The organism is Planomonospora algeriensis (genome assembly GCF_977012225.1).
In genome coordinates this window covers 18,156-42,734 of sequence record NZ_CDRNDK010000006.1, presented here as the reverse complement: position 1 = coordinate 42,734, position 24,579 = coordinate 18,156, and the positions used below count along the sequence as shown (strand labels likewise).

Genomic DNA, 24,579 nt, shown 5'->3' with positions numbered 1-24,579 from the left:
GACCGGCGCGCTCAGCCGGTCGAGCGCGGCGATCGCGTTGTCCACCGCCTCGGGCCAGCGGGCCAGGTGGGCCAGCCGGGCCGCGGCCCGCTCCTCCGCCGGGGCGTACTCCCGGTCGTAGCAGGCCAGGTCGAGGTTCTCCAGATGCTCCATGGGACTGCGCCGGTACAGCTCCAGCTCGCCGAACGCGACCCGGGCGTGCTCCTCGAAGATCTCCAGGTGGGCGGCGTCGTAGGAGTCGTCCGGGAGCGGCCCCCGGCCCAGCGCGGCCAGGCCCGCGCGCACGCCCTCGGGCGAGAGGTCCTGGATCCGCCCGTCGTACTCGTGCCGGCCGGCCATCTCCCGGACGCCGGCCACGGACAGGTCGCACACCGCCCGCAGGCGGGAGTCGAGTTCGCTCATGCGGCCGACGCTATCCCACGGCCTCCCCCGGCGGCCTCCCCTGATGGGAGGAGCGACAAGAGGCCCGGTGCCTCCCCGCCGCCTCTCACCACCCGGTCACGACAGGCCCGCCGCGGGGTCCGCTCGCCGCCGGTGGAATGTCGGTGGGTTCTGGCACCGTACCGCCATGGCGCAACCTCTCAAGGAGATGATCAACCCCGCTTCGGCGGGTGTGCTCGCCGACGGCGTGACGGCGGCCTGGGCGGCCTTCCCCCGGGACCGGTTCGTCGCCGAGGCGTCCGCCGGGCTGGAGGGCCTGGAGCTCAAGGACCGCGTCCGGCACGTCGCGCGGGCGCTCGGCGCCGCGCTGCCGCCGGAGTTCCCCCGCGCCGCGGAGATCCTGCGGGAGAGCACGGCCCACGTCCGGCTGGACATGTGGAGCGGCTGGCCCGCCACCGAGTGCATCGCGGCGCGCGGCCACGACCACCTGGACGAGGCGATGACCGCGCTCGCCGCGCTCACGCCGTACGCCACCGGGGAGTTCGCCGTCCGGCCCTACCTCGACCGGTACCGCGACGACGCCATGAAGATCATGTACGGCTGGGCGGAGTCGGACGACGAGCACCTGCGCCGGCTGGCGTCGGAGGGCTCGCGTCCCCGGCTGCCCTGGGGCTCGCGGGTGCGGTGGCTGATGGAGCCCGGACCGGCGCTGCCGATCCTCGACCGGCTCCGCGACGACCCCAGCGAATACGTCCGCCGTTCGGTGGCCAACCACGTCAACGACATCGCCAAGGACCACCCGGAGACCGCGGTCGGGCTGCTCGCCCGCTGGCGTTCCGAGGGCGGCTCGCACGTCGAGCGGGTCCTGCGCCACGCGGTGCGCGGCCTGCTGCGCACCGGCCACCCCGGCGCGCTGGAGCTGATGGGAGCCGCCCCGGGCGGCGGCTCGGTCGGGGCGCTGGTCCTGGACGCCGACCGGGTGGCCGTCGGCGACCGGCTGCGCTTCACGGTCACCGTCTCGGCGGACTCCCCCGGCCCGCTCGTGCTCAGGTACGCCGTCCGGCGCGACGGCTCGCGCCGCGTCTTCCACCTCGGCGAGCGCACGGTCACCGCCGCCGGGCAGGAGATCACGGTGGTCAAGTCCCACTCGTTCCGGCCCGTGACGACCCGGGCCGAGCCGCCCGGCCCGCGCGTCCTGGAGGTCGTCGTCAACGGCGCCGTCCGGGCGAGCGCCCCCTTCACCCTGACCGGTCCATGACCCGTTCCCTCAAAAGACCTCCGCGGCCGACGATGCCTCACAAAACCGTGCGCGGCGGGCGGAACCGGACTGGGACGATGTCCGGATGACCCTGCGGATCACCACCCTCGCCGAACGCCCGGAACTCGCCGACGCCATGTGGTCGATGGAGAACTCCTGGCCGGAGTTCATGATGCGCGACCCGATGGCGAACCTGTTCTACGACGTCTGCACGAGCGTCTACCCGGAGTTCGTCCTGGTCGCCGACGACGACGCCGAGCCCGGGCGGATCGTGGCCAAGGCGTTCAGCGTGCCCTTCGTCCCCCGCCGGGAGGAGCTGCCGGACGGGGGCTGGGACACCGCGATCCTGTGGGCCTGGCACACCCGGCGGCGCGGCGAGGTGGCCACCGCGGTCTCCGCGCTGGAGATCACCGTCCGCAGGGACCTGCTCGGCACCGGCCTGTCCCCGATCATGCTGGGCGCGCTGCGGGACAACGCCGCCGACCGGGGCTTCACCGAACTGCTCGCCCCGGTGCGGCCGAACGCCAAGCACCTGGAGCCGCGCACCCCGATGGCGGAGTACGCCGCGCGGACCCGGTCCGACGGACTTCCATCCGACCCGTGGCTGCGGGTGCACGTCCGGGCGGGCGGAGAGATCGTCAAGGTGGCGCCCCGGTCGATGACGGTCTCCGGCACGCTCGCCGAGTGGCGCGAGTGGACCGGCCTGCCCTTCGACACGGCCGGCCCCGTCGAGGTGCCCGGCGCCCTGGTCCCGGTCCACTGCGACACCGAGCAGGACCACGCCGTCTATGTCGAGCCGAACGTCTGGGTACGGCACGCGCTGACACCGACGGCCTGACCTCCACGGCGCACACCCCGGGAGATCACTCGCCAGCGTGGCCACGGCGTGCGATCTCACCCGTTCCGGCCTGCGACGACCCGGACCGAGCCGTGGTCCACCGGCCCACTCGAATGCTCCTAGATCAGGCGTTCGAGGCGTACGCTGTCGTCATGGGCGAAGCAGCGTACGAGATTCCTCTGGAGGATCTTCACGCACATCCCGAGCGTTGGGATGAGGCGGTCGGATCCGCCGTGCACGGCAAGGTGATCACCCTTACCGGCAGGGGTGAACGGCTGGCCGCCGTCGTGCCCGCCGAGCAGATCGACCTGGTGGAGCGTCTGCAGGAGACCATCGACGTGCTCTCCGACACCGAGGCCGTCCAGGCGATCATGGAGTCACGGAGGTCGATCACGGCCGGTGAAGGCGTGCGAGGCGTGGAAGCGGTCCGCGCGCTTCTCGATCAGCGTCAGCAAATGTAACCGGAGCTCGGTTACATTTAAGGGCCGATCAGTTACATTTCAGTTGTATTTGGCGGCCTGGCGAGCAGCGTGGTCGGGTTCTCCTCGCTGGCGGAGCGGACCGCACCGGTGGTACTCAGACCGCGCTGACCTGATCCAGTAGCGTTTCCAGGGTCTTGTCGTCGGTGGCGGGGGCCATGACGGTCGCGCGCAGGTGGCGGACGCCGCCGATCTCGGCGGAGGTCAGGTGGAAGGAGCCCTCGGCCATCAGCCGCTCGCGGATCTCCAGCTGGTCGCCGGTGCCGTACCGGAAGCAGACGATGTTGCTCTCCGGTTCGTACGGGAACGTGAAGCCGGGCCGCTCCCGGCCCAGCTCCCAGAGGCGGCGGGCGGCGGCGTACTGCCGGGTGACGTGGTCTCCGAGACCGCGCTCGCCCCGCCAGGCGAGGTTGAGGAAGACCTTCAGGCCCAGCTCGGCCTTGCTGCACTCCACGGTCCGGCCGATCGAGTCGATGCCCCGGCCGCCGTGGACGCCGTGGGCGGCGCGGGTGCCGGAGTCCCGGCCGCCGGGGTCACGGAGGTCACGGTCGTCACGGGGGTCGCGCGGGTCACGGTCGTCGCGGGGGTCGCGCGGGTCACGGTCGTCGCGGGGGTCGCCGTGGAACAGGTAACTCGCCTCCTGGCGGAAGGCCGCGTCCAGATCGCTCCCCCGCCGGGTCAGTACGGCGGCGGCCAGGCTGGAGGTGCGCAGCATCTTGTGCGCGTCCCAGATCAGCGAGTCGGCCAGCTCCACCCCGTCGAGCCGGTGCCGGTGCTCGTCGCTGAGCAGCGCCGACATCCCGTGGGCGCCGTCCACGTGGAAGCGGACGCCGTGCTCGGCGCAGAACTCCCCGATCCCGCGCAGGTCGTCGTGGAGGCCGGTCGCGGTCGCGCAGGCGCTCGCCACCAGGGCCATCGGCCGCCGCCCGGCCCGGCGCACCCGGTCCAGGGCCCCGGGCAGGGCCGCGACGTCGATCCGGCCGAGCGGGTCGGTCTCCAGCGGCACGACCGCCCGCTCGCCGAGGCCGAGGATCGCCGCGGCCCGGGTGAGCGAGTAGTGCGCCGACGCGGGGGCGAGCAGGGCGAGGTCACCGGGGACGCCTTCGGTCCAGGCGTCCGGCGCGACGGCCGCCCGCGCGGCCAGCAGGGCGGTGAGGTTGGCCAGCGAGCCGCCGTGGGTGAGCACGCCGCCGCCCGCCGGGCCGTACCCGGTCTTCTCCAGCATCCAGCGCACGACCTCGTGCTCGACGACCGCCGCCGAGGCGCCCATCTCGTAGACCGCCATCGGGTTGTTGGCTGCGCCGTGGACGAGGTCGGCGAGGGCCGCCGGGAAGTCGGGCGCGGCGATCTGGTGGCCGAGGGAGGCCGGGTGGTGCAGCCGGGTCCCCTCCTCCAGGTAGGCGGCCAGGAAGGCGGCGTGGTCGTCCGGGGTCATCCCGCCCTCGCGGATCCACCGGGCCAGGCCGAGCCGCTCGGCCAGTTCGCGCGGCGGGCGGCGGGCGATGACGGGCGGCAGGCCGCGCTGGCTCTCGTCCACGTAGGCGGCCAGCCGCTCGACGGTCGCGCCCGCGGCCCGGGTGAACTCCTCGACGTTCCAGATCACAGGGGGATTCTGCCGGACGATCGTCCGGCGGTCCGGGGCGGGACGGCCGCCGGGGCGGCGTCCCGGGCCCAGGCGGTACGGCGGGGCGGACAGGCGGCCGTCCGGCGATCGAGGGTGGTCAGGTGATGCCGACGATGGGGGAGGCGCAGGGCGCCGGGGGGCGGCGGCGGGCACGGCGGGGGGTCTTCGGCGCGACGGGGGCCAGCCGTACGTAGGCGGAGCCCGGGGCGGGGCGCGGGTCGGGTTCGCCCCGGTTGGGCCACAGGGCCATGGCGCGCTCGGCCTGCGCGGTGATGGTCAGCGAGGGGTTGACGCCCGGGTTGGCGGAGACCGCGGAGCCGTCGACGACGTGCAGGCCCTCGTAGCCGTGCACGCGGTGGTAGGGGTCGATCACCCCGGAGGCCGGCGAGTCGCCGATGGCGCAGCCGCCGAGGAAGTGCGCGGTGGCGGGGATGTCGAACAGGTCGAGCCAGGAGCCGCCGGGCATGCCGCCGATCTCCTCGGCCGCGTGCCGGACGAATTCGTGCCCGGCCGGGATCCAGGTGGGGTTGGGCTCGCCGTGGCCCGGCCGGGAGCGGAGCCGCCAGCCGCCGAGCGGGCCCCGGCGCGCGGACAGGGTGATCGAGTTGTCCTTGGCCTGCATGACGAGGGCGATGAGCGCGCGTTCGGACCACCGGCGGTGGTTGAACAGCCTGGGCAGCAGGTACGGGCGCCGGGCCGCCTCGCCGAGGAACTTCAGCCAGCGCGGCGTGCCGCCACCGGACGCGCCACCGGCCGTGTCGTCGACTTCGCCACCGGACGCGCCGTCGATCAGCAGGGTGCGGAGCATCGCCATCGCGTTGGAGCCGTCGCCGTAGCGGACGGGCTCGATGTGGGTGTGCGCGTCGAGGTGGACGGAGGAGGTGATCGCCAGGCCGCGGTTGAGCTTGTCGCCCTTGACGGACAGGCGCTCGAAGCCGAGCAGCGCCTCGGAATTGGTCCTGGTCAGAGTGCCGAGCCGGTCGGACAGGCGGGGCAGCGCCCCGGTGGCCCGCATCCGGTGCAGCAGGCGCTGCGTGCCGTACGTCCCGGCGGCGAAGACCACCTGCCCGGCGGTGAGCCTGCGGCGCCGCCACGGCGCGCCCGTCTTGCACACCTCGACCGCGTAACCGCCGCCGTTCCCGCCGGACCCGCCGTTCTTGCCGGACCCGCCGGACCCGCGGAGGGGCCGGACCGAGGTGACCGTGGTCTCCGGGTGGACCCTGGCCCCGGCCTTCTCCGCCAGGTACAGGTAGTTCTCGGTCAGCATGTTCTTGGCGCCGCGGCGGCAGCCGGTCATGCACTCGCCGCACTCGGTGCAGCCCCGGCGGCGCGGCCCGGCGCCGCCGAAGTACGGGTCGTCGGCCTCCTCGCCGGGCGTGCCGAAGAAGACGCCGACCGGGGCCCGGTGGAAGCTCTCGCCCGCGCCCATCCGCTCGGCGACCTTCTTCATGATCTCGTCGGCGCGGGTGACGGTCGGGTTCTCCACCACGCCCAGCATCCGCCGGGCCTGGTCGTAGTACGGCCCCAGCTCGGCCTTCCAGTCGGTGATGCCCGCCCACTGGGGGTCGGCGAAGAACGGGTCCAGGGGCTCGTAGAGGGTGTTGGCGTAGACCAGGGAGCCGCCGCCGACCCCGGCGCCGGCCAGCACCATGACGCCGGTCCCCTTCTTCCCGCGCAGCACGTGGATGCGCTGGATGCCCTTCATGCCCAGGGCGGGCGCCCACAGGAAGTCGCGGACCCGCCAGGAGGTCTTCGGCAGCGTGCCCGCGTCGAAGCGCCGCCCGGCCTCCAGGACCCCGACCCGGTAGCCCTTCTCCGTCAGGCGGAGCGCGGTGACGCTCCCGCCGAACCCCGATCCGATCACCAGCACGTCGTAGTCGAACATCCCGGGCGCTCCCTCCCCTCGCCGGCCGCTCCCGCGTCGGGCGCTCACTTCAGGTGCAGCGCCTTCATGACCTTGAGCAGGTTCACCACCACGTCGGTGTACCTGTCGTAGGCCATCCCTGGCAGCGGTTCCAGGCCGAGCCAGGTGGCCTGGGTGGCGATGGTCTGCGCCTCGGTGTACTTCAGCAGCCCCTCGGAGCCGTGGCGGCGGCCCAGGCCGGAGGACTTCATGCCGCCCATGGGCGCGTCGTAGGAGGCGAAGGCGGCGCCGTACCCCTCGTTGACGTTGACGGTCCCGGCCTTGATCCGGGCGGCCAGCGCGCGGCCGCGCGGCAGGTTCCGGGTCCAGACGGAGGCGTTGAGGCCGTAGACGGTGTCGTTGGCCTTCGCCACGGCCTCGTCCTCGTCGGAGAAGCGGTAGAGCGACACGACGGGGCCGAAGGTCTCCTCGCGGCACAGGTCCATGGTCTCGTCCACGTCCGCCAGGACCGTGGGCTCGTAGAACAGCGGCCCGGCGTCGGGGCGGGCCCGGCCGCCGGCCAGCACCCGGGCGCCCTTGGCGACGGCGTCGGCCACGTGGGCGCCGACCGCCTCCAGCTGCCGCCGCGAGGTGAGCGAGCCCATCTGCACGTCCCAGTCGAGGCCGGCGCCGAGCTTCATGTTCTTCACCAGGCGGACGAACTTCTCGGCGAAGGCGTCGTACACGGCGTCGTGGACGTAGAGCCGCTCGATGGAGATGCACAGCTGCCCGGCGTTGGTGAAGCAGGCGCGCAGCGCGCCCTGGGCGGCCACGTCGAGGTCGGCGTCGTCGAGGACGATCATCGGGTTCTTGCCGCCGAGCTCCAGGGAGCAGCCGATCAGCCGCTTGGCGGCCTCCTCGGCGATCTTCCGGCCGGTCCGGGTGGAACCGGTGAACGCCACGTAGTCGGCGTCGTCGAGGAGCGGGTCGCCGATCTCGGCGGGGTCGCCGAGCACGACCTGCCAGATCTCGCGGGGCATGCCGAGGGAGACCAGCAGGTCGATCGTCCACAGGGTGGACAGGGCGGTCTGGGTGTCGGGCTTGTGGACCACGGCGTTCCCGGCGAGCAGGGCCGGGACGACGTCGGTCACGCCGAGCGAGAGGGGGTAGTTCCAGGGGGAGACCAGCGCCACGACGCCCTTGGGCCGGCGGGCCTCGACGACCTTCGTCGCGAGCGGGAACAGGCCCGCGCGCCGCTTGGCCTCCAGCAGGCCGGGGGCCCGCCGCGCGTAGTAGAGGCTGCAGCCCGCGACGTCGGCGACCTCCTCGAAGGCGTGCCGGCGGGCCTTGCCGGTCTCCCACTGGACGACGTCGAGGATCTCCTCGCGGCGCTCCAGGATGGCGTCGTGCAGGCGCAGGAAGGGCAGGGCGCGCGCCCGGGCGGGCAGCGCCGCCCACGCCGCCTGCGCCTCGCGGGCCCGGGCGTGGGCGGCGCGGACGTCCTCGGCGGTGGAGAGGGGCAGCTCGGCGAGGGGTTCCTCGGTGAAGGGGGCGGCGACTTCGCGGGTCTCCCCGCTGGAGGTCACCTGCCGGACGACGCGCTCGATCATGTCCCGGTCGAGGGTCCGGATCGCTCCGAGAGTGGCAGCCATGCCGGAAGGGTATTCGGTAGAACGGCGTACGGCTACCGATCGGTAGGCAGCCGGACCACCGGAGGACGGCGTACGTCCACCGGCCGGTGAGCGACCGGATCCGCCGGCCGGCGGGCCGCTGAACCGGACGCGCCCGCGATCCGTCGTAGGGGACATGAGGACATCGATTCGCACGGCCGGCGCGACCCTGGCCGCCGCTCTGCTCGCCACGGCGTGCACCACCGCCCCGGGGGGATCGGGCGCGGGCCGTACGGCGCCGGTGGAGCTGGGGGACGTGCGGCTGGTCGCCTACAGCGGCTGCGACGACCTGCTCGCCGGGCTGCGCGCGGCCACGGCGGAGCACGTGGGGCCGTGGGGCCTGGGCGGGCCGGTCCTGTACCGCCAGACGCTCGCCGAGGACTCGGCCGCGAGCGCCAAGCAGGGGGCTCCCGAGCACTCCACCACGAACACGCACGAGGCCGGGGTCGACGAGCCCGACCTGGTCAAGACCGACGGCAAGCGGGTGATCACCGTGAACCGGGGCGTGCTCCGGGTGGTGGACGCCGCCACCCGGAAGGTCACCGGCACGCTCCGGCTGGTGGAGGCCGAGCAGGCGTGGGCCCCGGCCGACCTGCTGGTCAGCGGTGACCGGGCACTGGTGCTGTTCTCCGGGGGCGGGATCATCCCGTACGGCGCGACGGCCAAGCTCGTCCCGAGCCCGGGACCGCGCTACGTGCTCGTCGACCTGTCCGGTGAGCCGAAGGCGATCGGCTCGATCACCCCGAACGGCTCGCACGTGGACGCGCGCATGGTCGGCTCGACGGTGCGGCTCGTGGTCCGCAGCCAGCCCGCTCTCACCTTCCCCGACGCCGGGCCCGACGCCACGGACGCCGAGCGGACCCGCAGGAACGTCGAAGCGGTGAAGGCCGCGCCCGTCGAGGCGTGGCTGCCGACCTACGAGGTGACCGGCGCCGACGGCCGGACCGAGAAGCGCACGGTCGACTGCGGGCGGGTCAGCCATCCGCGCGAGTACACCGGCGCCTCGATGCTGACCGTGCACAGCCTCGACCTGGCCGGCGGCGAGCGGGCGCTCGCGGAGACCGCCCCGATCGGCGTGGCCGCCGACGGCGACACCGTCTACGGCACCGGCTCCAGCCTGTACGTCACCAGCAACCCGCGCTCGTGGTGGGGCAGGCCGATCGACAGCGTGATCATCGAGGAGGAGCCCGAGCCCCGGCCGCGCTCCACCATCGTGGAGCAGGAGCCCAAGCCGCTGCCCGACTCCACCGCCCAGAGCCCCGCCCCGCCCGGCGGCGTCGCCCCGGAGGTCGAGCCGACCCCGGCCGAGGAGACCGTCACGATGCCCCCGCGGACCGAGACGCCCGGACCGGCGGCCACCCCGGTCCCGCCGCCGGAGGAGACCGAGATCCACCGGTTCGACGTCACCGCGCCGGGCGCGCCGCGCTACGCCGCCTCCGGCAGGGTCCCCGGGCGGCTGCTCAACCAGTACTCCCTGTCCGAGCACGAGGGGCACCTGCGGGTGGCGACCACCCTGGAGACCGGGAAGACGAGTTCCAGCACCGTCTACGCGCTCAAGGCCGACACCCTGGCCGAGGTCGGCCGGGTCGGCGGCCTGGGCGAGGGCGAGCGGATCTACTCGGTCCGGTTCATCGGCCCGGTCGGCTACGTGGTGACGTTCAAGCAGGTGGACCCGCTCTACGTGCTCGACCTGCGCGACCCCGCCGCGCCGCGGAAGACCGGCGAGCTGAAGATCACCGGTTACTCGGCCTACCTGCACCCGGCGGGCGACGGGCGGCTGATCGGCATCGGCCAGGAGGCCAGCGAGCAGGGCCGCACGCTCGGCACCCAGGTCTCCCTCTTCGACGTCCGCGACCCGGCGAACCCGCGCCGCCTGGCGCGGTTCTTCCAGAAGGACTCCGGCTCGGAGGCCGAGTGGGACCCGCACGCCTTCCTGTACTGGGCGCCGACGGGCACCGCCGTACTGCCGCTGAACACCTGGAACGGCAGCGAGCAGACCAACGGCGCCGCCCTGGTCCTGACGGTCGGCGACGCCGCCGTCACCCGGGCCGGGACCGTCGCCCACCCCGCGCCCAAGCCGGTGGAGGACACCCGGATCGCCCCCTACGACCCGGGAATCCGCCGCTCGATCGTGATCGGCGACGCCCTGTGGACCGTCTCCGACCTCGGCCTGGCGGTCAACGCCCTGGGCGGCCTGGACAAGCGGGCCTGGATCCCGTTCGACTGACCCGCCGCCGGGCCCTGCGGTACGGCCTGGCACCGGAGACGGTTCACCCGCACCCCGAGCCCTCGGCAGCCCGCTGCCGAGGGCTCGGCCGTTCACCGGCGGACCAGGTTCCTCCTCCTGGCGAATCCTCGATAATTTCTCGCCAAATCCTCGATACGACGGCGACAAATCCTCGATAAGATCCCGGCGGATCCTCGTTAGAGGGCTGGCTGATCCTCGATACGGCGGCGACAAATCCTCGATAAGATCCCGGCGGATCCTCGATACAGGACCGCCGGCTCCTCACCGGAAGGGTTGGAAGCATGCCTGATCTCATCCCTCGCCTGGCAGAGGCCGAACTCGACGACCTGATGCGCTCATTTCGCATCGTGATCGTCAACGGTCCGCGCCAGTCGGGGAAGACCACCCTTCTGGAGGGGTTCCAGCGACGGCATGGCGGCGTCTACCGGACACTCGATGACGAAGCCATCCTCAACGCCGCACTCGACGATCCCGCGACCTTCGCCCGGCAGGAGCCTGCCCCGGTCCTGATCGACGAGGTTCAGCACGGCGGTGACGCGCTTCTCCGGGCGATCAAAAGAGTCGTGGACCAGAACCGCGCTCGGGGGCAGTTCATCCTGTCCGGATCGACACGGTTCCTCACCGTCCCGACTCTCTCCGAGTCACTTGCCGGCAGGGCCGCGCTCATCGAACTCTGGCCGCTCGCCGTCAGTGAGCGCGTGGGAGCCTCACCGGATTTCTTTCTCCGCGCCTTCACCGAACCACGCAGCCTTCTCGTCGCCGACTCCCCTTGGAGCCGGGCCGACTACCTGCGCGTGACGGTGGAGGGCGGCTATCCCGAACTGCTGTTCAGCACCGCCCCCAGCAGGCGGGCACGCTGGTTCCGGAGCTATGTCACGATGATCGCCACCCGTGACATCCGCGAGTTCGCCACCATCCGGCACCAGAATGCGATCCCCCGTCTGCTGTCCCTGCTGGCTGCATCCCTCGGCTGCACGCTCGTGGGCACCAATCTCTCCCAGGCGATGGAGCAGAGCTGGGAGACGACGCGGAACTACCTCTCCTATGTGGAGACGGTCTTCCTCACCGCACGACTGAGCCCCTGGTCCACCAACCTCACATCACGCATCGTCAAGTCCCCCAAGATCTACCTCACCGACTCGGGTCTCGCTGCGCACCTTCTGCGACAGTCGGTCCAGTCCTTGACACCTCCCGGAAACTCCCAGCTCGGCCCGCTCATCGAGACGCTCGCCTTCACCGAGATCACCAAGCTTCTCTCCTTCTGCGACGACCCGCCCACACTGTGGTACTACCGCGACAAAGAGCAGCGGGAGATCGACTTCATCCTGGAGGCGTCGGACGGGCGCATCATCGCCATCGAGATCAAGGCGAGCACGTCTCCGTCAGCGAGCAGCGCCAAGCATCTGGCATGGCTCCGGGACAAACTCGGCAACCGGTTCGTGCAGGGCATCGTCCTCCACCTGGGACCGCAGAGCCTCTCCTTCGGAGACCGCATCCTCTCCCTGCCCATGTCCGCTCTCTGGGGCCATCTCCAGCCGGCGGTCTGACTCATCCGGCCACGAGCATGATCCGCGTTCTGCCGACCAAGCCTTCGGCAAGATGCCGTCCAGGGAGCCGGCGGAACCAGAACAGCCTGATCAGGTCAGCCGGTCGAGACGACGCACGACAGAGGGCGGTTCACCTGGCGGAGATCGTCAACCTCAAAGGCGCCGCAGCACTCCGACCTCTATTACACCGACATATCACCCTTTACAAGATCTTGTCAGACTATGTGAACCGGTGTTACTTCTTGCGCAGCACACGTGATCCACGCGTGCATGGCCAATGACGGCCAGCTCCCCGCAGGAGGCCCGGTGTCGACCAAGACCTGGTCACGCATCACCGTCATCGCCGCCGCTACGGCGTCCCTCGCGCTCCCGTCCCTCGCCCTCCCCCTCCCCGGCGCCGCCCAGAGCGGACCCGCCGGGCAACCCCCCGGCGTCCACGACTTCCAGGCCGAGCAGCACGCCAAGCCCGACGTCGACAACCGGCGCGGCGCCGTCGCACCCCCGGCCGCCGCGCTCGCCAAGAAGACGGGCGCCACGACGGTCCGCTGGAACGCCCTCGGCACCCCGGCCGTCGTCACCGGCCCCGCCCCGCTCACCGAAGGGCTCGGCGACGATCCCGAGCAGGGCAACGCCCAGGCGGGCGCGCGGGTGCCGAACGTGCGTGACAACGCCAACCAGATCACCGGCCCCGACGGGTCGCCCCGATCACGAACATGTACCTCTGGCAGCCGGTCGCGGGCTCGTTCTACTCCCCCTGCGTGGACGGCGACTACGACATGTCGGTGATCGGCCACGAGTACGGCCACGCGATCTCCGGCCGCATGGTCGGCGGCCCGAACGCCGGGTGGAGCGGCGCCCAGCCCGGCGCGATGAACGAGAGCACCTCCGACCTGCTGGCCATGGAGTATCTGGCCGAGTACGGCTTCCGCCCCGCGGGCGACACGCCGTACGTCACCGGCGCGTACGTCACCGGTGACCGGAAGGCCGGCATCCGCAACCACGACATGTCGAAGTCCCCGCTGAACTACAGCGACATCGCCTACGACATCGTCGGCCAGCAGGTCCACGCCGACGGCGAGATCTGGAGCGCCACCCAGTTCGACGTGCGCGAGGCCTTCGTCAGGCGGTACGGCAAGGGCACGGCGGCCCTCCAGCGGGCGTGCGCCGACGGAAAGGTCCCGGTGGGCAGGTGCCCCGGCAACCGCCGGTGGGCGCAGCTCTCCTTCGACGCCCTGCTGCTGATGGCCACCGGCGCGGTCAGCTACGTCGACCACCGCGACGCGCTGCTCGCAGCCGACGCGCTCCGCTTCGGCGGGAGGAACCGGGAGATCATGTGGCGGGCCTTCGCCTCCCGCGGTCTCGGCGAGGGCGCGGCGAGCCTGAACCAGAACGACCCCGACCCGGTGCCGAGCTTCGTCGACCCCGAGGGGAGGAACGGGAAGATCCGCCTCAAGCCTCTCGCTGACGCCTCCGGCGCCGCGCTCCGGCTCTATGTCGGCCGCTACGAGGCCCGCGCCGTACCGGTCGCCGACACCGACCCGGCCACCGGGCTCGGTGACACGGTGGAGATGACCCCGGGCCTGTACGACTTCGTCGTCGCCGGAAGCGGCTACGGCCACACCCGGGTGAGGTTCGCGGTGCTGCCCGGCGTGACGCTTCCCCTCCCGCTGCCGCTGGCGAAGAACGTCGCCTCGGCGGCGCTGGGCGCGACGGCCGCCGGTGACGGCGTCAACCACGCCAAGCTGATCGACGAGACCGAGGCCACGAACTGGGCCTCGCTCACCGGCCCGGTCGCGGGCAGGACCGTGACCGTGGATCTGGCCGGGTCCGACCCGGTGAAGATCCGCCGGGTCCAGGTCAGCGCCATGCTCCGGCCGAACGTGAACGACCCCGCCGACCCCGGCGGCCAGAACCGCTTCAGCGCCCTGCGCGCCTTCGAGGTCCTGGCCTGCGACGCCACGAAGAAGGACTGCTCGCAGCCCGAGTCCTTCACCGTCGCCTACACCAGCCCCGCCGACGCCTTCGACACCCGGCTGCCCCGCCCCCGGGGCGCCGACCTGCTGATCGAATCGTTCAGGATCCCCACCACGACGGCCACCCACCTGACCCTGCGCGCGGTCTCCACCCAGTGCACCGGCAACCCGCGCTACGCCGGCGAGCAGGACGCCGACCCCGGCTCCGCCACCGACTGCGCCACCGCGAGCCCGGCCCGCGACCACCTCCGCGCCGCCGAGTTCCAGGCGTTCACCCGATAAGCCCGCCCGGTGCGGCTCCCGTCCCCCTCCCCGTCGTCCGGCTCCCCGGCCGGTGCCGACCGTCCTCCGCAGCACTCTCACCCATGGTGCACACCGCCTCCTCCGGGAAAGGGCCCGATCAGGCCAGGTTGGTCTCCGGGGCGGCGAAGGGGACGATGTCGGGGGCGCCGAGGCGGATGGCGTCGGCCTCGTGGTCGGTGTCCTGCTCCTGGGAGAGCCGTTCGGCCTCGACGCGCTTGGTGTAGTACTCGATCTCGCGCTTGACCTGCTCGTCGTCCCACTCCAGCGGCCCGGCGAGCAGCGCGGCGGCCTCCTCGGCCACGGCCAGGCCGCGGTGGAAGGTCTCGATGGCGATGTGGGTGCGCCGGGCCAGCACGTCGTTGAGGTGCCGGGCGCCCTCGTGGGTGGCGGCGTAGACGACCTCGGCCCGCAGGTAGTCGTCCGCCCCGGTCAACGGCCGGCTCAGCGACGGGTCCTCCTCGATCAGCGCCAGCACCTCGTCGATCATGGAACCGTACCGCTGGAGCAGGTGCTCGATCCGGGCCACGTGCAGCCCGGAGGAGCGGGCGAGCCGCTCGCGGGAGTTCCACAGCGCCTGGTGGCCCTCCGCCCCGGCCAGCGGGATCCGGTCGGTGCAGGAGGGCGGGACCCGCTGGTGCAGGCCGTGCGCGACCGCGTCCACCGCGTCCTTCGCCATGACCCGGTAGGTGGTGTACTTGCCCCCGGCCACCATGACCAGGCCGGGCACCGGGTGGGCCACCACGTGCTCGCGGGAGAGCTTGGAGGTCTCCTCCGACTCCCCCGACAGCAGCGGCCGCAGTCCCGCGTAGACGCCCTCGACGTCGTCGCGGGTGAGCGGCACCGACAGGACCGCGTTGACGTGCTCCAGCACGTAGTCGATGTCGGAGCGGGAGGCCGCCGGGTGGACCTTGTCCAGGTTCCAGCGGGTGTCGGTGGTCCCGATGATCCAGTGGCGGCCCCAGGGGATGACGAACAGCACCGACTTCTCGGTCCGCAGGATGATCCCGGTCAGGGAGTGGATCCGGTCGCGCGGCACCACCAGGTGGACTCCCTTGGAGGCGCGCACGTGGATCTGCCCGCGCCCGCCGACCAGCTCCTGGATCTCGTCGGTCCACACGCCGGTGGCGTTCACCACCTGGCGCGCCCGCACCTGCAGGTCGGTCCCGGTCTCCAGGTCGCGCACCCGCACCCCGGTGACCCGCTCCCCCTCCCGCAGGAAGCCCGTCACCTGCGCCCGGGAGGCGACGTGCGCGCCGTAGCCGGCGGCGGTCCGCAGCATGGTCATCACGTAGCGGGCGTCGTCCACCTGCGCGTCCCAGTACTGCACCGCGCCGGAGAAGGCGGTACGGCGCAGCGCCGGGGCCAGCCGCAGCGCCCGCCTGCGCGACAGGTGCCGGTGGCCGGGGACCCCGCGGGTGAGCCCGGTGGAGAAGCCCAGGGTGTCGTACATCACCAGCCCGGCGCCGACGTACGGCCGCTCCCAGCCCAGGTGGGTGAGCGGGAACAGGAACGGCACCGGCCGCACCAGGTGGGGGGCGATCCGCTGCAGCAGCAGCGCGCGCTCCTGGAGCGCCTCCCGGACCAGGTCGAAGTTGAGCTGCTCCAGATAGCGCAGGCCGCCGTGGATCAGCTTGGAGGAGCGGGAGGAGGTCCCCGAGGCGAAGTCGCGCGCCTCCAGCAGCCCGACGCCCAGGCCTCGCGTCGCCGCGTCGAGCGCGACCCCGGCGCCGACGACCCCGCCGCCGATCACCACCACGTCGAGTTCGGCGGAGCCCATCTGCGCCAGTGCGGCGGACCTCTCGGCAGGGCCGAGCCGTGCGGTGCCCATGCGCGCCGTCATGCTGCATCCCCCCGGGGTACGCGGGTCATCGTCTTGTCCGGGATATGTACCCCCGCCCCGGGACGTCACTACCAGTCGGTAGTCGCACTCGCGGTGATTCGCACCACCATCGGCCGCTCCGCCCGCCCCGGTCGCATGCGTCCCGTGCGCCGCCGCGGGCGGGACCGGGTCAGGCGCGGACGACCTTCACCCCGGCGTCGGCGAAACGGGCCGCGTCCTCGTCGGAGAGGCCCTCGTCGGTGACCAGCGTGCCGACGGCGTCCGGCGTGCAGATCCGGGCGAAGGCACGGCGGCCGATCTTGGAGGCGTCCGCGACCACGACGACCTCGGCGGCCCGGCCGATCAGCAGGCCGTTGACGCCCGCCTCGCCCTCGTGGTGGGCGAAGGCCCCCGCCTCCGCGTCGATCGCGTCCACCCCCAGGAACGCGACGTCCAGGGTGATCCGGTCCAGCACCTCCGACGCCAGCGGCCCGATCAGCTCGTAGGACTGCGGCCGCGCCACCCCGCCGGTCACCACGATCTTGACGTTCTGCCGCACGGTCAGCTCGGCGGCGATGTTCAGGGCGTTGGTGACGATGGTGAAGCCGAGCTCGGGATCGGCCCGTACGGCCAGCGCCCGCGCGACCTCCGAGGTGGTGGTGCCGCCGTTCATGCCGACGATCGCGCCGGGCGCCGCCAGCGCGGCGGCCGCCTCGGCGATCCGCTGCTTCTCCCCGGCGTGGCGCGCGGTCTTGTAGCGCAGCGGCAGGTCGTAGCTCACGCTCTGCGCGACGGCTCCGCCTCGCGTGCGCATGAGCATCTGCTGCTGGGCCAGCTGGTCGAAGTCGCGCCGGATCGTCGCGGTGGAGACGTCCAGCCCTTCGGCGGCCTGCTCGACGGTCAGGCGGCCCTCCCGCGCGAGCAGCTCGAGGATCGCGTTCCAGCGCTCGTATCGGCTCACGGTCACCAGGGTGTCACAACGCAGGATCAAAGCCCACCCGTGCCCAAAGTTGCTCACTTCTGCTATAAATCACTCATAAATGAGCCAAACCGGGAGGCGTGCCGTGACCACCCACACCGAAGCAGAGATCGCGTCGCAGCCGGACTGCTGGCGCCGCGCCGCCGCCGCGGTCCCTGCCGACGCCCTCCCCCTGCCGGGCGAGCGGGTGGCCGTGGTCGGCTGCGGGACCTCCTGGTTCATCGCCCAGGCCTACGCCGCGCTCCGCGAGCGCGCCGGGCACGGCGAGACCGACGCGTTCGCCGCCTCCGAGGCGCCGACCGGCCGCTCCTACGACCGGGTGCTCGCGCTGACCCGGTCCGGCACCACCACCGAGGTGCTGGAGCTGCTGCGCGACACCGGCGCCCGGACCACCGTGATCACCGCGGACCCGGACACCCCGGTCATGGCGCTGGCCGACCGGGTCGTCGTCCTCGACTACGCCGACGAGCGGTCGGTCGTGCAGACCCGGTTCGCCACCACCCAGCTGGCCCTGCTCCGCGCCCACCTCGGCGAGGACCTGACCTCCGCGATCGCCGACGCCGAGCGCGCGCTCGCCGAGCCGCCCGCCCCCGAGCACCTGGCCGCCGAGCAGTTCACCTTCCTGGGCCGCGGCTGGGCCTACGGCCTGGCCCTGGAGGCGGGGCTGAAGATGCGCGAGGCCTGCCGGGCGTGGACCGAGGCCTACCCCGCGATGGAGTACCGGCACGGCCCGATCAGCATCGCCGGACCCGGCCGGATCACCTGGATGCTCGGTGCCGCCCCCGAGGGGCTGCGCGAGGAGGTGGAGGCGACCGGCGGCGCGTTCCTGGCCGGTGGCCTGGACCCGATGGCCGAGCTGGTGCGCGTCCAGCGGGTGGCGGTGGCCAGGGCCCTGGCCCGGGGACTGGACCCGGACCGGCCGCTCCACCTGACCCGCTCGGTGATCCTCCCCTCCCGGGAGCCCCGATGACCGGCCCCGCCGGGACCGGCCCCGCGACGGCCAGGTCCGCCACGGCCGCCCTCCCGGCCTCCACCCCCACCGCGTCCGCCCCCGCCGCGTCCGGTCCCGCCACCGCCGATCCCGCAACAGCCGCCCCCTCCGCGCAGGCGGGAGAGGATGGGGCCATGAGCCTCACACTCGCCGACGCCCGCGTCGTCACCCCCGACGGTGTCCACGACGGCTGGCTGACCATCGAAGACGGCCGCATCACCCACGTCGGCCGGGGGACCGCCCCCGGGCCGGGCCGCAGCCTCGGCGGCCGGTACGTCGTGCCGGGTTTCGTCGACATCCACAACCACGGCGGGGCGGGCGGCTCCTTCCCCTCGGGCGACCCCGAGCAGGCCGTCCGGATCGCGGCCCTGCACGCCCGGCACGGCACCACCACGCTCATGGCCAGCCTGGTCACGGCCGCCCCCGGCGACCTGGCCCGGGCCGCCTCCGCCCTGGCCGACCTGTGCGAGGACGGACTGCTGGCCGGGATCCACTTCGAGGGCCCCTACATCTCCAAGGCCCGCTGCGGCGCGCACAACCCCTCCCTGCTGCGCGAGCCCTCCCCCGAGGAGCTCCTCGGCCTGCTGAAGGCGGGGCGCGGGCACGTGCGCATGCTCACCATCGCCGCCGAGCTGCCGGGCGCGCTGGACACCATCCGGGAAGCCGCCGCCAACGACGTGATCGCCGCCCTCGGGCACAGCGACGCCGACTACGCGCAGACCCTCGCCGGGATCGACGCGGGCGCCCGCGTCGCGACCCACCTCTACAACGCGATGCCCCCGCTCGGCCATCGCGACCCCGGCCCGGTCGCCGCGCTGCTGCAGGACGAGCGGGTCACGGTCGAACTGGTCAACGACGGCGTGCACGTGCACCCCGCCATGCTCCGCCTGGCCTGCCGGACCGCCGGGCCGGGCCGTACGGCGCTCGTCACGGACGCGATGGCGGCGGCCGGAGCGGGGGACGGGACCTACGACCTGGGCCCGCTGAAGGTCGAGGTGGCAGGCGGCGTCGCCCGCCTGGCGGGGGGCGGCTCCATCGCGGGCTCCACCCTGACCATGGACGCCGCCTTCCGGCGCGCCGTCCGCGAGCTCGGCCTGTCCCTGTCCGAGGCCGCCGAGGTCACCTCCCTCACCCCCGCCCGGGTCCTCGGCCTCGGCGACCGCCTCGGTTCCGTCGCGGCCGGCAAGCAGGCCGACCTGGTGGTCCTCGACGGCGACCTGGAGGTCGCCGGCGTCATGAAGCACGGAAGCTGGATCACGGAACCCTGATGCGCCCCACCCCTCCCCCCGCCCGCGGCCCGGTTCTCACCGTCACCCTGAACCTGGCCCTCGACGTGACCTACACCGCCGACGGCGTCGACTGGGACGGCGTCAACCGGGTGCGGGCCGTGCACCGCAGGGCGGGGGGCAAGGGGGTCAACGTCGCCCGGGTCCTCGCCGGACTCGGCTGCGACGTCCTGGTCACCGGCCTGTCCGGCGGCCCCAACGGCCGGGCCGCCGAGGCCGACCTCACCGGGGCGGGGCTCCCCACCGGGCTCACCCGCATCGGCGGGGAGTCCCGCGCCACCCTCGCGGTCTGCGACCTGCACCCGTCCGGGCCGCGGCGCACCGCCCTGTTCAACGAGCCGGGGCCCGTCGTGTCGGACGGGGAGCTGGCGGCCTTCCTCTCCGACTTCGAGACCCGCCTCGGCACGCCGCGGCCGTGGTGGTCTCGGGGAGCCTGCCGCCCGGCGTGCCCGCCGGCTTCTACGCCGTCCTCTCCTCCATGGCCCGTGAGCGCGGCGTCCCGGTCATCGTGGACGCCGACGGCCAGGCGCTCCGGCACACCCCGGCCGGCCGGCCCTCGATCCTCAAGCCCAACGCCGAGGAACTCGCCCGCGCCCTCGCCGCGCCGCCCGGCGGCGGAGCCCTCACCGCGCCGCCCGGCGGTGATCCGCTCGCCGGGGCCCAGGCGCTCCGGGAGGCCGGGGCCGAGGCCGTGGTGGTCTCCCTGGGAGCGGGCGGGCTGCTGGCGGTGACGTCCGAGGGCTCCTGGCGGGCCGCCATGCCGTACCGGGTGGAGGGGAATCCGACCGGGGCCGGCGACGCGCTGGTCGCCGGGCTGGCCCTCGGCCTGGTCGAGGACTTCCCCTGGCCCGACCGGCTGCGCCGAGCCGCGGCGCTGGGCGCGGCGGCGGTGGCGGCTCCGATCGCCGGGGACGTCGACGCGGACGTGTTCCGGGAGGTCCATCCCCTGATCCGGGTCGAACCCGTGGGCCCGTAACCCCCGCACGCGCCCTCACCCCCGGGCCGGGCCTCCACCCGGCCCCCGCACGCGCGGACCACCCGACCGCGGTCCGCGGTCCGGGGTCCGAGGTCACCCCCGAAAGCACCCGGTCACACCGAAAGGTCCCGCCATGCCCCTCGTCGGAATCGGCGACATCATCCGTGACGCCCCGGCGGGCGTCGGCGCGTTCAACGTCGTCCAGCTGGAGCACGCCGAGGCGATCGCCGCCGGGGCGGAGCGCGCCGGAGCGCCGGTCGTGCTGCAGATCAGCGAGAACTGCGTGCGCTACCACGGCGCCCTCGCCCCCGTGGCCGCCGCCTCGCTGGCCGTCGCCCGGGCCTCCTCGGTGCCCGTGGCCGTCCACCTCGACCACGCGTGCGACCGCGCGCTCGTCGAGGAGGCCGTGGAGCTGGGCATCGGGTCGGTCATGTTCGACGCCTCCGCGCTGCCCGACGAGGAGAACGCGGCGCTCACCGCCGAGGTGGCCGCCTGGTGCCGCCGGCGGGGCGTGTGGGTGGAGGCCGAGCTCGGCGAGATCGGCGGGAAGGACGGCGTGCACGCGCCCGGCGCGCGGACCCGGCCGCACGAGGCCGCCGGCTACGTGGCCCGCACCGGCGTCGACGCCCTCGCCGTCGCCGTCGGCAGCTCGCACGCCATGACGACGCGCGACGCCGTACTCGACCTCGCCCTGATCGCCGAGCTGCGCGACGCCGTCCCGGTCCCGCTCGTGCTGCACGGCTCGTCCGGCGTGCCGGACGACACCCTGCGCGCCGCCGTACGGCACGGCATGAAGAAGGTCAACATCGCCACCCACCTGAACAAGGCGTTCACCCGGGCGATCCGCGACCACCTGGCCTCCGCCCCGGAGGCGGTCGACCCCCGCGCCTACGTGAAGGCGGGCCGCGACGCCGTCGCCGCCGAGGTCGCCCACCTCCTCGGTGTGCTCGGCGGCTGACCGCCCACGAGCGCACCGCCCAGACCGCGGCCCCCCTGAGCGGACGCGGTCCCAGTACGGACGCGGTCCCCGGAGCGGACGCGCGCTCGCGGGCAGGCCGGGCGACCTCGGAGCGGAAGGCCGCGCCCCCGGAGGACGACGCGGAGGGCCGCGCCCCGGGGAACGACGGAGGGATCCCGGTGCCGCGCGGGCGCCGGGATCCCTCCGGTCGTCGTCAGGTCAGGGGTGCTGCGGGGCGACGACGACCTCGACCCGCTGGAACTCCTTCAGGTCGGAGTAGCCGGCGGTGGCCATGGTGCGCCGGAGCGCGCCCATCAGGTTCATCGAGCCGTCGGCCACCGAGGAGGGGCCGTGCAGGATCTGCGCGAGCGTGCCGACCGTGCCGAACTCGACCCGCTTGCCGCGCGGCAGCTCCGGGTGCTGGGCCTCCGAGCCCCAGTGGAAGCCGCGGCCGGGTGCCTCGGCGGCACGGGCCAGCGGCGAGCCGACCATGACCGCGTCGGCGCCGCAGGCGATGGCCTTGGCGATGTCGCCGGAGGTGCCCATGCCTCCGTCCGCGATGACGTGGACGTACCGGCCGCCGGACTCGTCCATGTAGTCGCGGCGCGCCGCGGCCACGTCCGAGATCGCGGTGGCCATCGGCACCGCCACGCCCAGCACCGTGCGGGTGGTGTGCGAGGCCCCGCCGCCGAAGCCGACGAGCACGCCGGCCGCGCCGGTCCGCATCAGGTGCAGCGCCGCGGTGTAGGTGGCGCAGCCGCCGACGATCACCGGGACGTCGAGCTCGTAGATGAACTGCTTGAGGTTGAGCGGCTCGGCCCGGCCCGAGACGTGCTCGGCCGAGACCGTGGTGCCGCGGATCACGAAGATGTCCACGCCCGCGTCGATGACGGCCTTGTGGTGCTGGACCGTGCGCTGCGGGGAGAGCCGGACCGCCGTGGTGACCCCGGCCGCGCGGATCTCCTCGATCCGGCGGCCGATCAGCTCCTCCTTGATCGGCTCCTCGTAGATCTTCTGCAGCCGCCTGGTCGCCGGCTCGCCCTTGAGCTCGGCCACCTCCTCCAGCAGCGGCATCGGGTCCTCGTAGCGGGTCCACAGACCCTCCAGGTCCAGCACCGCCAGACCGCCGTGCCGGCCCACCTCGATCGCGGTCTGCGGCGAGACCACGCTGTCCATGGGGCTCACCACGAGAGGCAGCTCGAACCGGTAGGCGTCGATCTGCCAGGCGATCGAGACCTCCTCGGGGTCACGGGTCCGCCGGGAGGGGACGATGCCGATCTCGTCCAGCGCGTAGGCACGGCGTCCGTTCTTGCCGCGGCCGATCTCCACCTGAGTCATGTTCCGTATCTTTCCCATCTCACGCGCGTACGGCCCACGCCTTCCGGCGTGAGCCGTACCTGTGTCCGACCGGCCCGCACACCGATGTTCAGCGGCGGTGGTAGTTGGGCGCCTCGACCGTCATCTGGATGTCGTGCGGGTGGCTCTCCTTGAGGCCCGCGGCCGTGATCGGCATGAGCTCGCACGAGGTGTGCATCTCGGCGATCGTGCGGCACCCGGAGTACCACATGCCCTGGCGCAGGCCGCCGACGAGCTGGTGGGCGACCGCGGAGACCGGACCCCGGTAGGGGACCTGGCCCTCGATGCCCTCGGGGATGTACTTGTCCTCGCCGCCGACGTCGCCTGGGCGTAGCGGTCCTTGCTGAAGGACGCGCCGCCGCGCTCGCGGTTGCGGACCGCGCCGAGCGAGCCCATGCCGCGGTAGGACTTGAACTGCTTGCCGTTGATGAAGATCAGCTCGCCCGGGGACTCCTCGCAGCCCGCCAGCAGCGAGCCCAGCATCACCGTGTCGGCGCCGGCCGCGATGGCCTTGACGATGTCGCCGGAGTACTGCAGGCCGCCGTCGCCGATCACCGGCACCCCGGCCGGGCCGCAGGCCAGCGAGGCCTCGTGGATGGCGGTCACCTGCGGGGCGCCGACCCCGGCGACCACGCGGGTGGTGCAGATGGAGCCGGGGCCGACCCCGACCTTGACCGCGTCGGCGCCGGCGTCGATCAGCATCTGGGCGCCCGCCCGGGTGGCGATGTTCCCGCCGATCACGTCGACCCGGCTGTTGGCCTTGATCTTCGCGATCATGTCGGCGAGGCCCTTGGAGTGGCCGTGCGCCACGTCCACGATGATCACGTCGACGCCCGCCTCGATCAGCGCGGCCGCCCGCTGCTCGGCGTCACCGCCGACGCCGATGGCCGCCCCCACGACGAGCCGGCCGTCGGCGTCCTTGGTGGCGAGCGGGTACTGCTCGCTCTTGGTGAAGTCCTTGACCGTGATCAGGCCGTGCAGCCGCCCGGCCGCGTCGACCAGCGGGAGCTTCTCGATCTTGTTCTTCCGCAGCAGCGTGAACGCGTCGTCCCTGGAGACCCCCACCGGCGCGGTGACCAGCGGCATCGCGGTCATGACCTCGCGCACGGGACGGCTGTGGTCGGTCTCGAAGCGCATGTCCCGGTTGGTGACGATGCCGACCAGCACGCCGTTCACATCCGTCACCGGGACGCCGGAGATCCGGTAGGTCGCGCAGAGGCGCTCGACGTCGGCGAGCGTGTCGTCCGGCGAGCAGGTGATCGGGTTGGTGACCATCCCGGCCTCGGACCGCTTGACGAGGTCGGCCTGCCCGGCCTGGTCCTCGACGGACAGGTTGCGGTGCAGGATGCCGATGCCGCCCTGACGGGCCATGGCCACCGCCATGCGCGCCTCGGTGACCGTGTCCATCGCCGCGGAGACGAGCGGGATGCGCAGGGTGATCCCGCGCGAGAGGCGGGTGGTGGTGTCCGCCTCGCCCGGCTGCAGGTCGGAGTAGGCGGGAACGAGGAGCACGTCGTCAAACGTCAGCCCCGGCTCGGTGAACTTGGCCATCATTCTCCTGGCGAGGGACTGCCGGGGTCGTCCGGCAGGGGAATCGCTTCCCTTTGCGGTTCTGGTGGTCGAAACGGTCAGGGCGCGAGGGCGCGGCCGTCGCCGGCCCTCCTCGGGGACGGCGGGAAGCCGCCTCCCGCTCATGGAGCGGGGGAGCCGGCTGCGACCCTCCGCCACGACGCGCTCTGTGGGAATCCCGGGTGGAGGAAGCCGCCCCCGGCACAGTTTAGGGTCTGCCCCCCGGAGCACCGAACGGCAGGGGGAGGCGGGGCGGTGGAGACACCCGGAGACGACCGGAGACGACCGGAGACGACCGGAGACGATCAGGAACGACCGGAGACGCCTCGGGAGGCCGAGCGGTCGGTGACCCGCTCGACCTCCCGTCACCGGCAGCGTCACGATGCGCCCGGATGCCGCCGGACCCCCCTCCGTGTCCGAGCGGCGGAGCTTCTCGCCTGCGATGCCGACGCCATGTCATGGTTGCTCCGCCTTCCCCAGC

At 73.3% G+C, this 24,579-nt stretch carries 17 protein-coding genes and 3 pseudogenes; 12 read left to right on the top strand and 8 right to left on the bottom strand.

The window, feature by feature from the left end:
- Positions 1 to 402: pseudogene (locus ACWJ6R_RS01495) on the bottom strand (DUF885 family protein); the annotation flags it as partial.
- Positions 403 to 568: 166 nt separating this feature from the next.
- On the opposite strand from ACWJ6R_RS01495, the gene ACWJ6R_RS01490 reads away from it, so the two are divergent.
- From ACWJ6R_RS01490 to ACWJ6R_RS01480, 3 genes are all read left to right on the top strand, one after another.
- On the top strand, positions 569 to 1,639 hold the full coding sequence (locus ACWJ6R_RS01490; RefSeq protein ID WP_449060461.1) for a hypothetical protein: 1,071 nt from the start codon (positions 569 to 571) through the stop codon (positions 1,637 to 1,639).
- 85 nt (positions 1,640 to 1,724) lie between these two features.
- Positions 1,725 to 2,477 (top strand): N-acetyltransferase, encoded by a 753-nt coding sequence (locus ACWJ6R_RS01485; RefSeq protein WP_449060460.1) that lies wholly within the window; start codon positions 1,725 to 1,727, stop codon positions 2,475 to 2,477.
- Between the two features lie 152 nt (positions 2,478 to 2,629).
- A complete protein-coding gene (locus ACWJ6R_RS01480) occupies positions 2,630 to 2,938 on the top strand; it encodes a type II toxin-antitoxin system prevent-host-death family antitoxin (protein WP_449060459.1) in 309 nt (102 codons plus the stop codon).
- A gap of 115 nt (positions 2,939 to 3,053) precedes the next feature.
- On the opposite strand, the gene ACWJ6R_RS01475 is transcribed toward ACWJ6R_RS01480, so the two are convergent.
- The 3 genes from ACWJ6R_RS01475 to ACWJ6R_RS01465 form a co-directional block, all read right to left on the bottom strand.
- A complete protein-coding gene (locus ACWJ6R_RS01475) occupies positions 3,054 to 4,559 on the bottom strand; it encodes a pyridoxal phosphate-dependent decarboxylase family protein (RefSeq protein ID WP_449060458.1) in 1,506 nt (501 codons plus the stop codon).
- Positions 4,560 to 4,677: 118 nt separating this feature from the next.
- Positions 4,678 to 6,465: a GMC oxidoreductase gene (locus ACWJ6R_RS01470; RefSeq protein ID WP_449060457.1), complete on the bottom strand. Its 1,788-nt coding sequence runs from the start codon at positions 6,463 to 6,465 to the stop codon at positions 4,678 to 4,680.
- Between the two features lie 44 nt (positions 6,466 to 6,509).
- Complete coding sequence (locus ACWJ6R_RS01465) at positions 6,510 to 8,075, bottom strand: succinic semialdehyde dehydrogenase (RefSeq protein WP_449060456.1); 1,566 nt, start codon at positions 8,073 to 8,075, stop codon at positions 6,510 to 6,512.
- A gap of 154 nt (positions 8,076 to 8,229) precedes the next feature.
- Between ACWJ6R_RS01465 and ACWJ6R_RS01460 the strand changes: the two genes are divergently transcribed.
- The 4 genes from ACWJ6R_RS01460 (at position 8,230) to ACWJ6R_RS01445 (ending at position 14,143) form a co-directional block, all read left to right on the top strand.
- A complete protein-coding gene (locus ACWJ6R_RS01460) occupies positions 8,230 to 10,320 on the top strand; it encodes a beta-propeller domain-containing protein (RefSeq protein WP_449060455.1) in 2,091 nt (696 codons plus the stop codon).
- Positions 10,321 to 10,622: 302 nt separating this feature from the next.
- Positions 10,623 to 11,888, top strand: coding sequence for an ATP-binding protein (locus ACWJ6R_RS01455; protein WP_449060454.1), 1,266 nt, complete (start codon positions 10,623 to 10,625; stop codon positions 11,886 to 11,888).
- 306 nt (positions 11,889 to 12,194) lie between these two features.
- Positions 12,195 to 12,674, top strand: a complete 480-nt coding sequence (locus ACWJ6R_RS01450; RefSeq protein WP_449060453.1) for a hypothetical protein — start codon at positions 12,195 to 12,197, stop codon at positions 12,672 to 12,674.
- Positions 12,602 to 14,143, top strand: coding sequence for a M36 family metallopeptidase (locus tag ACWJ6R_RS01445; RefSeq protein WP_449060452.1), 1,542 nt, complete (start codon positions 12,602 to 12,604; stop codon positions 14,141 to 14,143). Before ACWJ6R_RS01450 ends, ACWJ6R_RS01445 begins: the two co-directional genes overlap by 73 nt.
- A 118-nt stretch (positions 14,144 to 14,261) precedes the next feature.
- Here ACWJ6R_RS01445 and ACWJ6R_RS01440 read toward each other — a convergent pair whose 3' ends face one another.
- Complete coding sequence (locus ACWJ6R_RS01440; RefSeq protein WP_449060451.1) at positions 14,262 to 16,004, bottom strand: glycerol-3-phosphate dehydrogenase/oxidase; 1,743 nt, start codon at positions 16,002 to 16,004, stop codon at positions 14,262 to 14,264.
- Between the two features lie 169 nt (positions 16,005 to 16,173).
- Complete coding sequence (locus ACWJ6R_RS01435; protein ID WP_449060450.1) at positions 16,174 to 16,944, bottom strand: DeoR/GlpR family DNA-binding transcription regulator; 771 nt, start codon at positions 16,942 to 16,944, stop codon at positions 16,174 to 16,176.
- Between the two features lie 103 nt (positions 16,945 to 17,047).
- Between ACWJ6R_RS01435 and ACWJ6R_RS01430 the strand changes: the two genes are divergently transcribed.
- The 5 genes and pseudogenes from ACWJ6R_RS01430 (at position 17,048) to ACWJ6R_RS01410 (ending at position 21,173) form a co-directional block, all read left to right on the top strand.
- Complete coding sequence (locus ACWJ6R_RS01430; RefSeq protein WP_449060449.1) at positions 17,048 to 17,932, top strand: SIS domain-containing protein; 885 nt, start codon at positions 17,048 to 17,050, stop codon at positions 17,930 to 17,932.
- Between the two features lie 155 nt (positions 17,933 to 18,087).
- Positions 18,088 to 19,221, top strand: a complete 1,134-nt coding sequence (gene nagA, locus ACWJ6R_RS01425) for an N-acetylglucosamine-6-phosphate deacetylase (RefSeq protein WP_449060448.1) — start codon at positions 18,088 to 18,090, stop codon at positions 19,219 to 19,221.
- Positions 19,221 to 19,517 (top strand): annotated as a pseudogene (locus tag ACWJ6R_RS01420) (PfkB family carbohydrate kinase); the annotation flags it as partial. The gene nagA and the pseudogene ACWJ6R_RS01420, both read left to right, overlap by 1 nt.
- 137 nt (positions 19,518 to 19,654) lie before the next feature.
- Positions 19,655 to 20,215 (top strand): PfkB family carbohydrate kinase, encoded by a 561-nt coding sequence (locus ACWJ6R_RS01415; RefSeq protein ID WP_449060447.1) that lies wholly within the window; start codon positions 19,655 to 19,657, stop codon positions 20,213 to 20,215.
- A 133-nt stretch (positions 20,216 to 20,348) separates the two neighbouring features.
- Positions 20,349 to 21,173, top strand: a complete 825-nt coding sequence (locus ACWJ6R_RS01410) for a class II fructose-bisphosphate aldolase (protein ID WP_449060446.1) — start codon at positions 20,349 to 20,351, stop codon at positions 21,171 to 21,173.
- A gap of 219 nt (positions 21,174 to 21,392) precedes the next feature.
- Here the strand turns inward: ACWJ6R_RS01410 and ACWJ6R_RS01405 are convergent, their stop codons facing one another.
- Positions 21,393 to 22,502 (bottom strand): GuaB3 family IMP dehydrogenase-related protein, encoded by a 1,110-nt coding sequence (locus tag ACWJ6R_RS01405; RefSeq protein ID WP_449060462.1) that lies wholly within the window; start codon positions 22,500 to 22,502, stop codon positions 21,393 to 21,395.
- A 97-nt stretch (positions 22,503 to 22,599) separates the two neighbouring features.
- A pseudogene (gene guaB, locus ACWJ6R_RS01400) lies at positions 22,600 to 24,080 on the bottom strand (IMP dehydrogenase).
- Positions 24,081 to 24,579 lie beyond the last annotated feature (499 nt).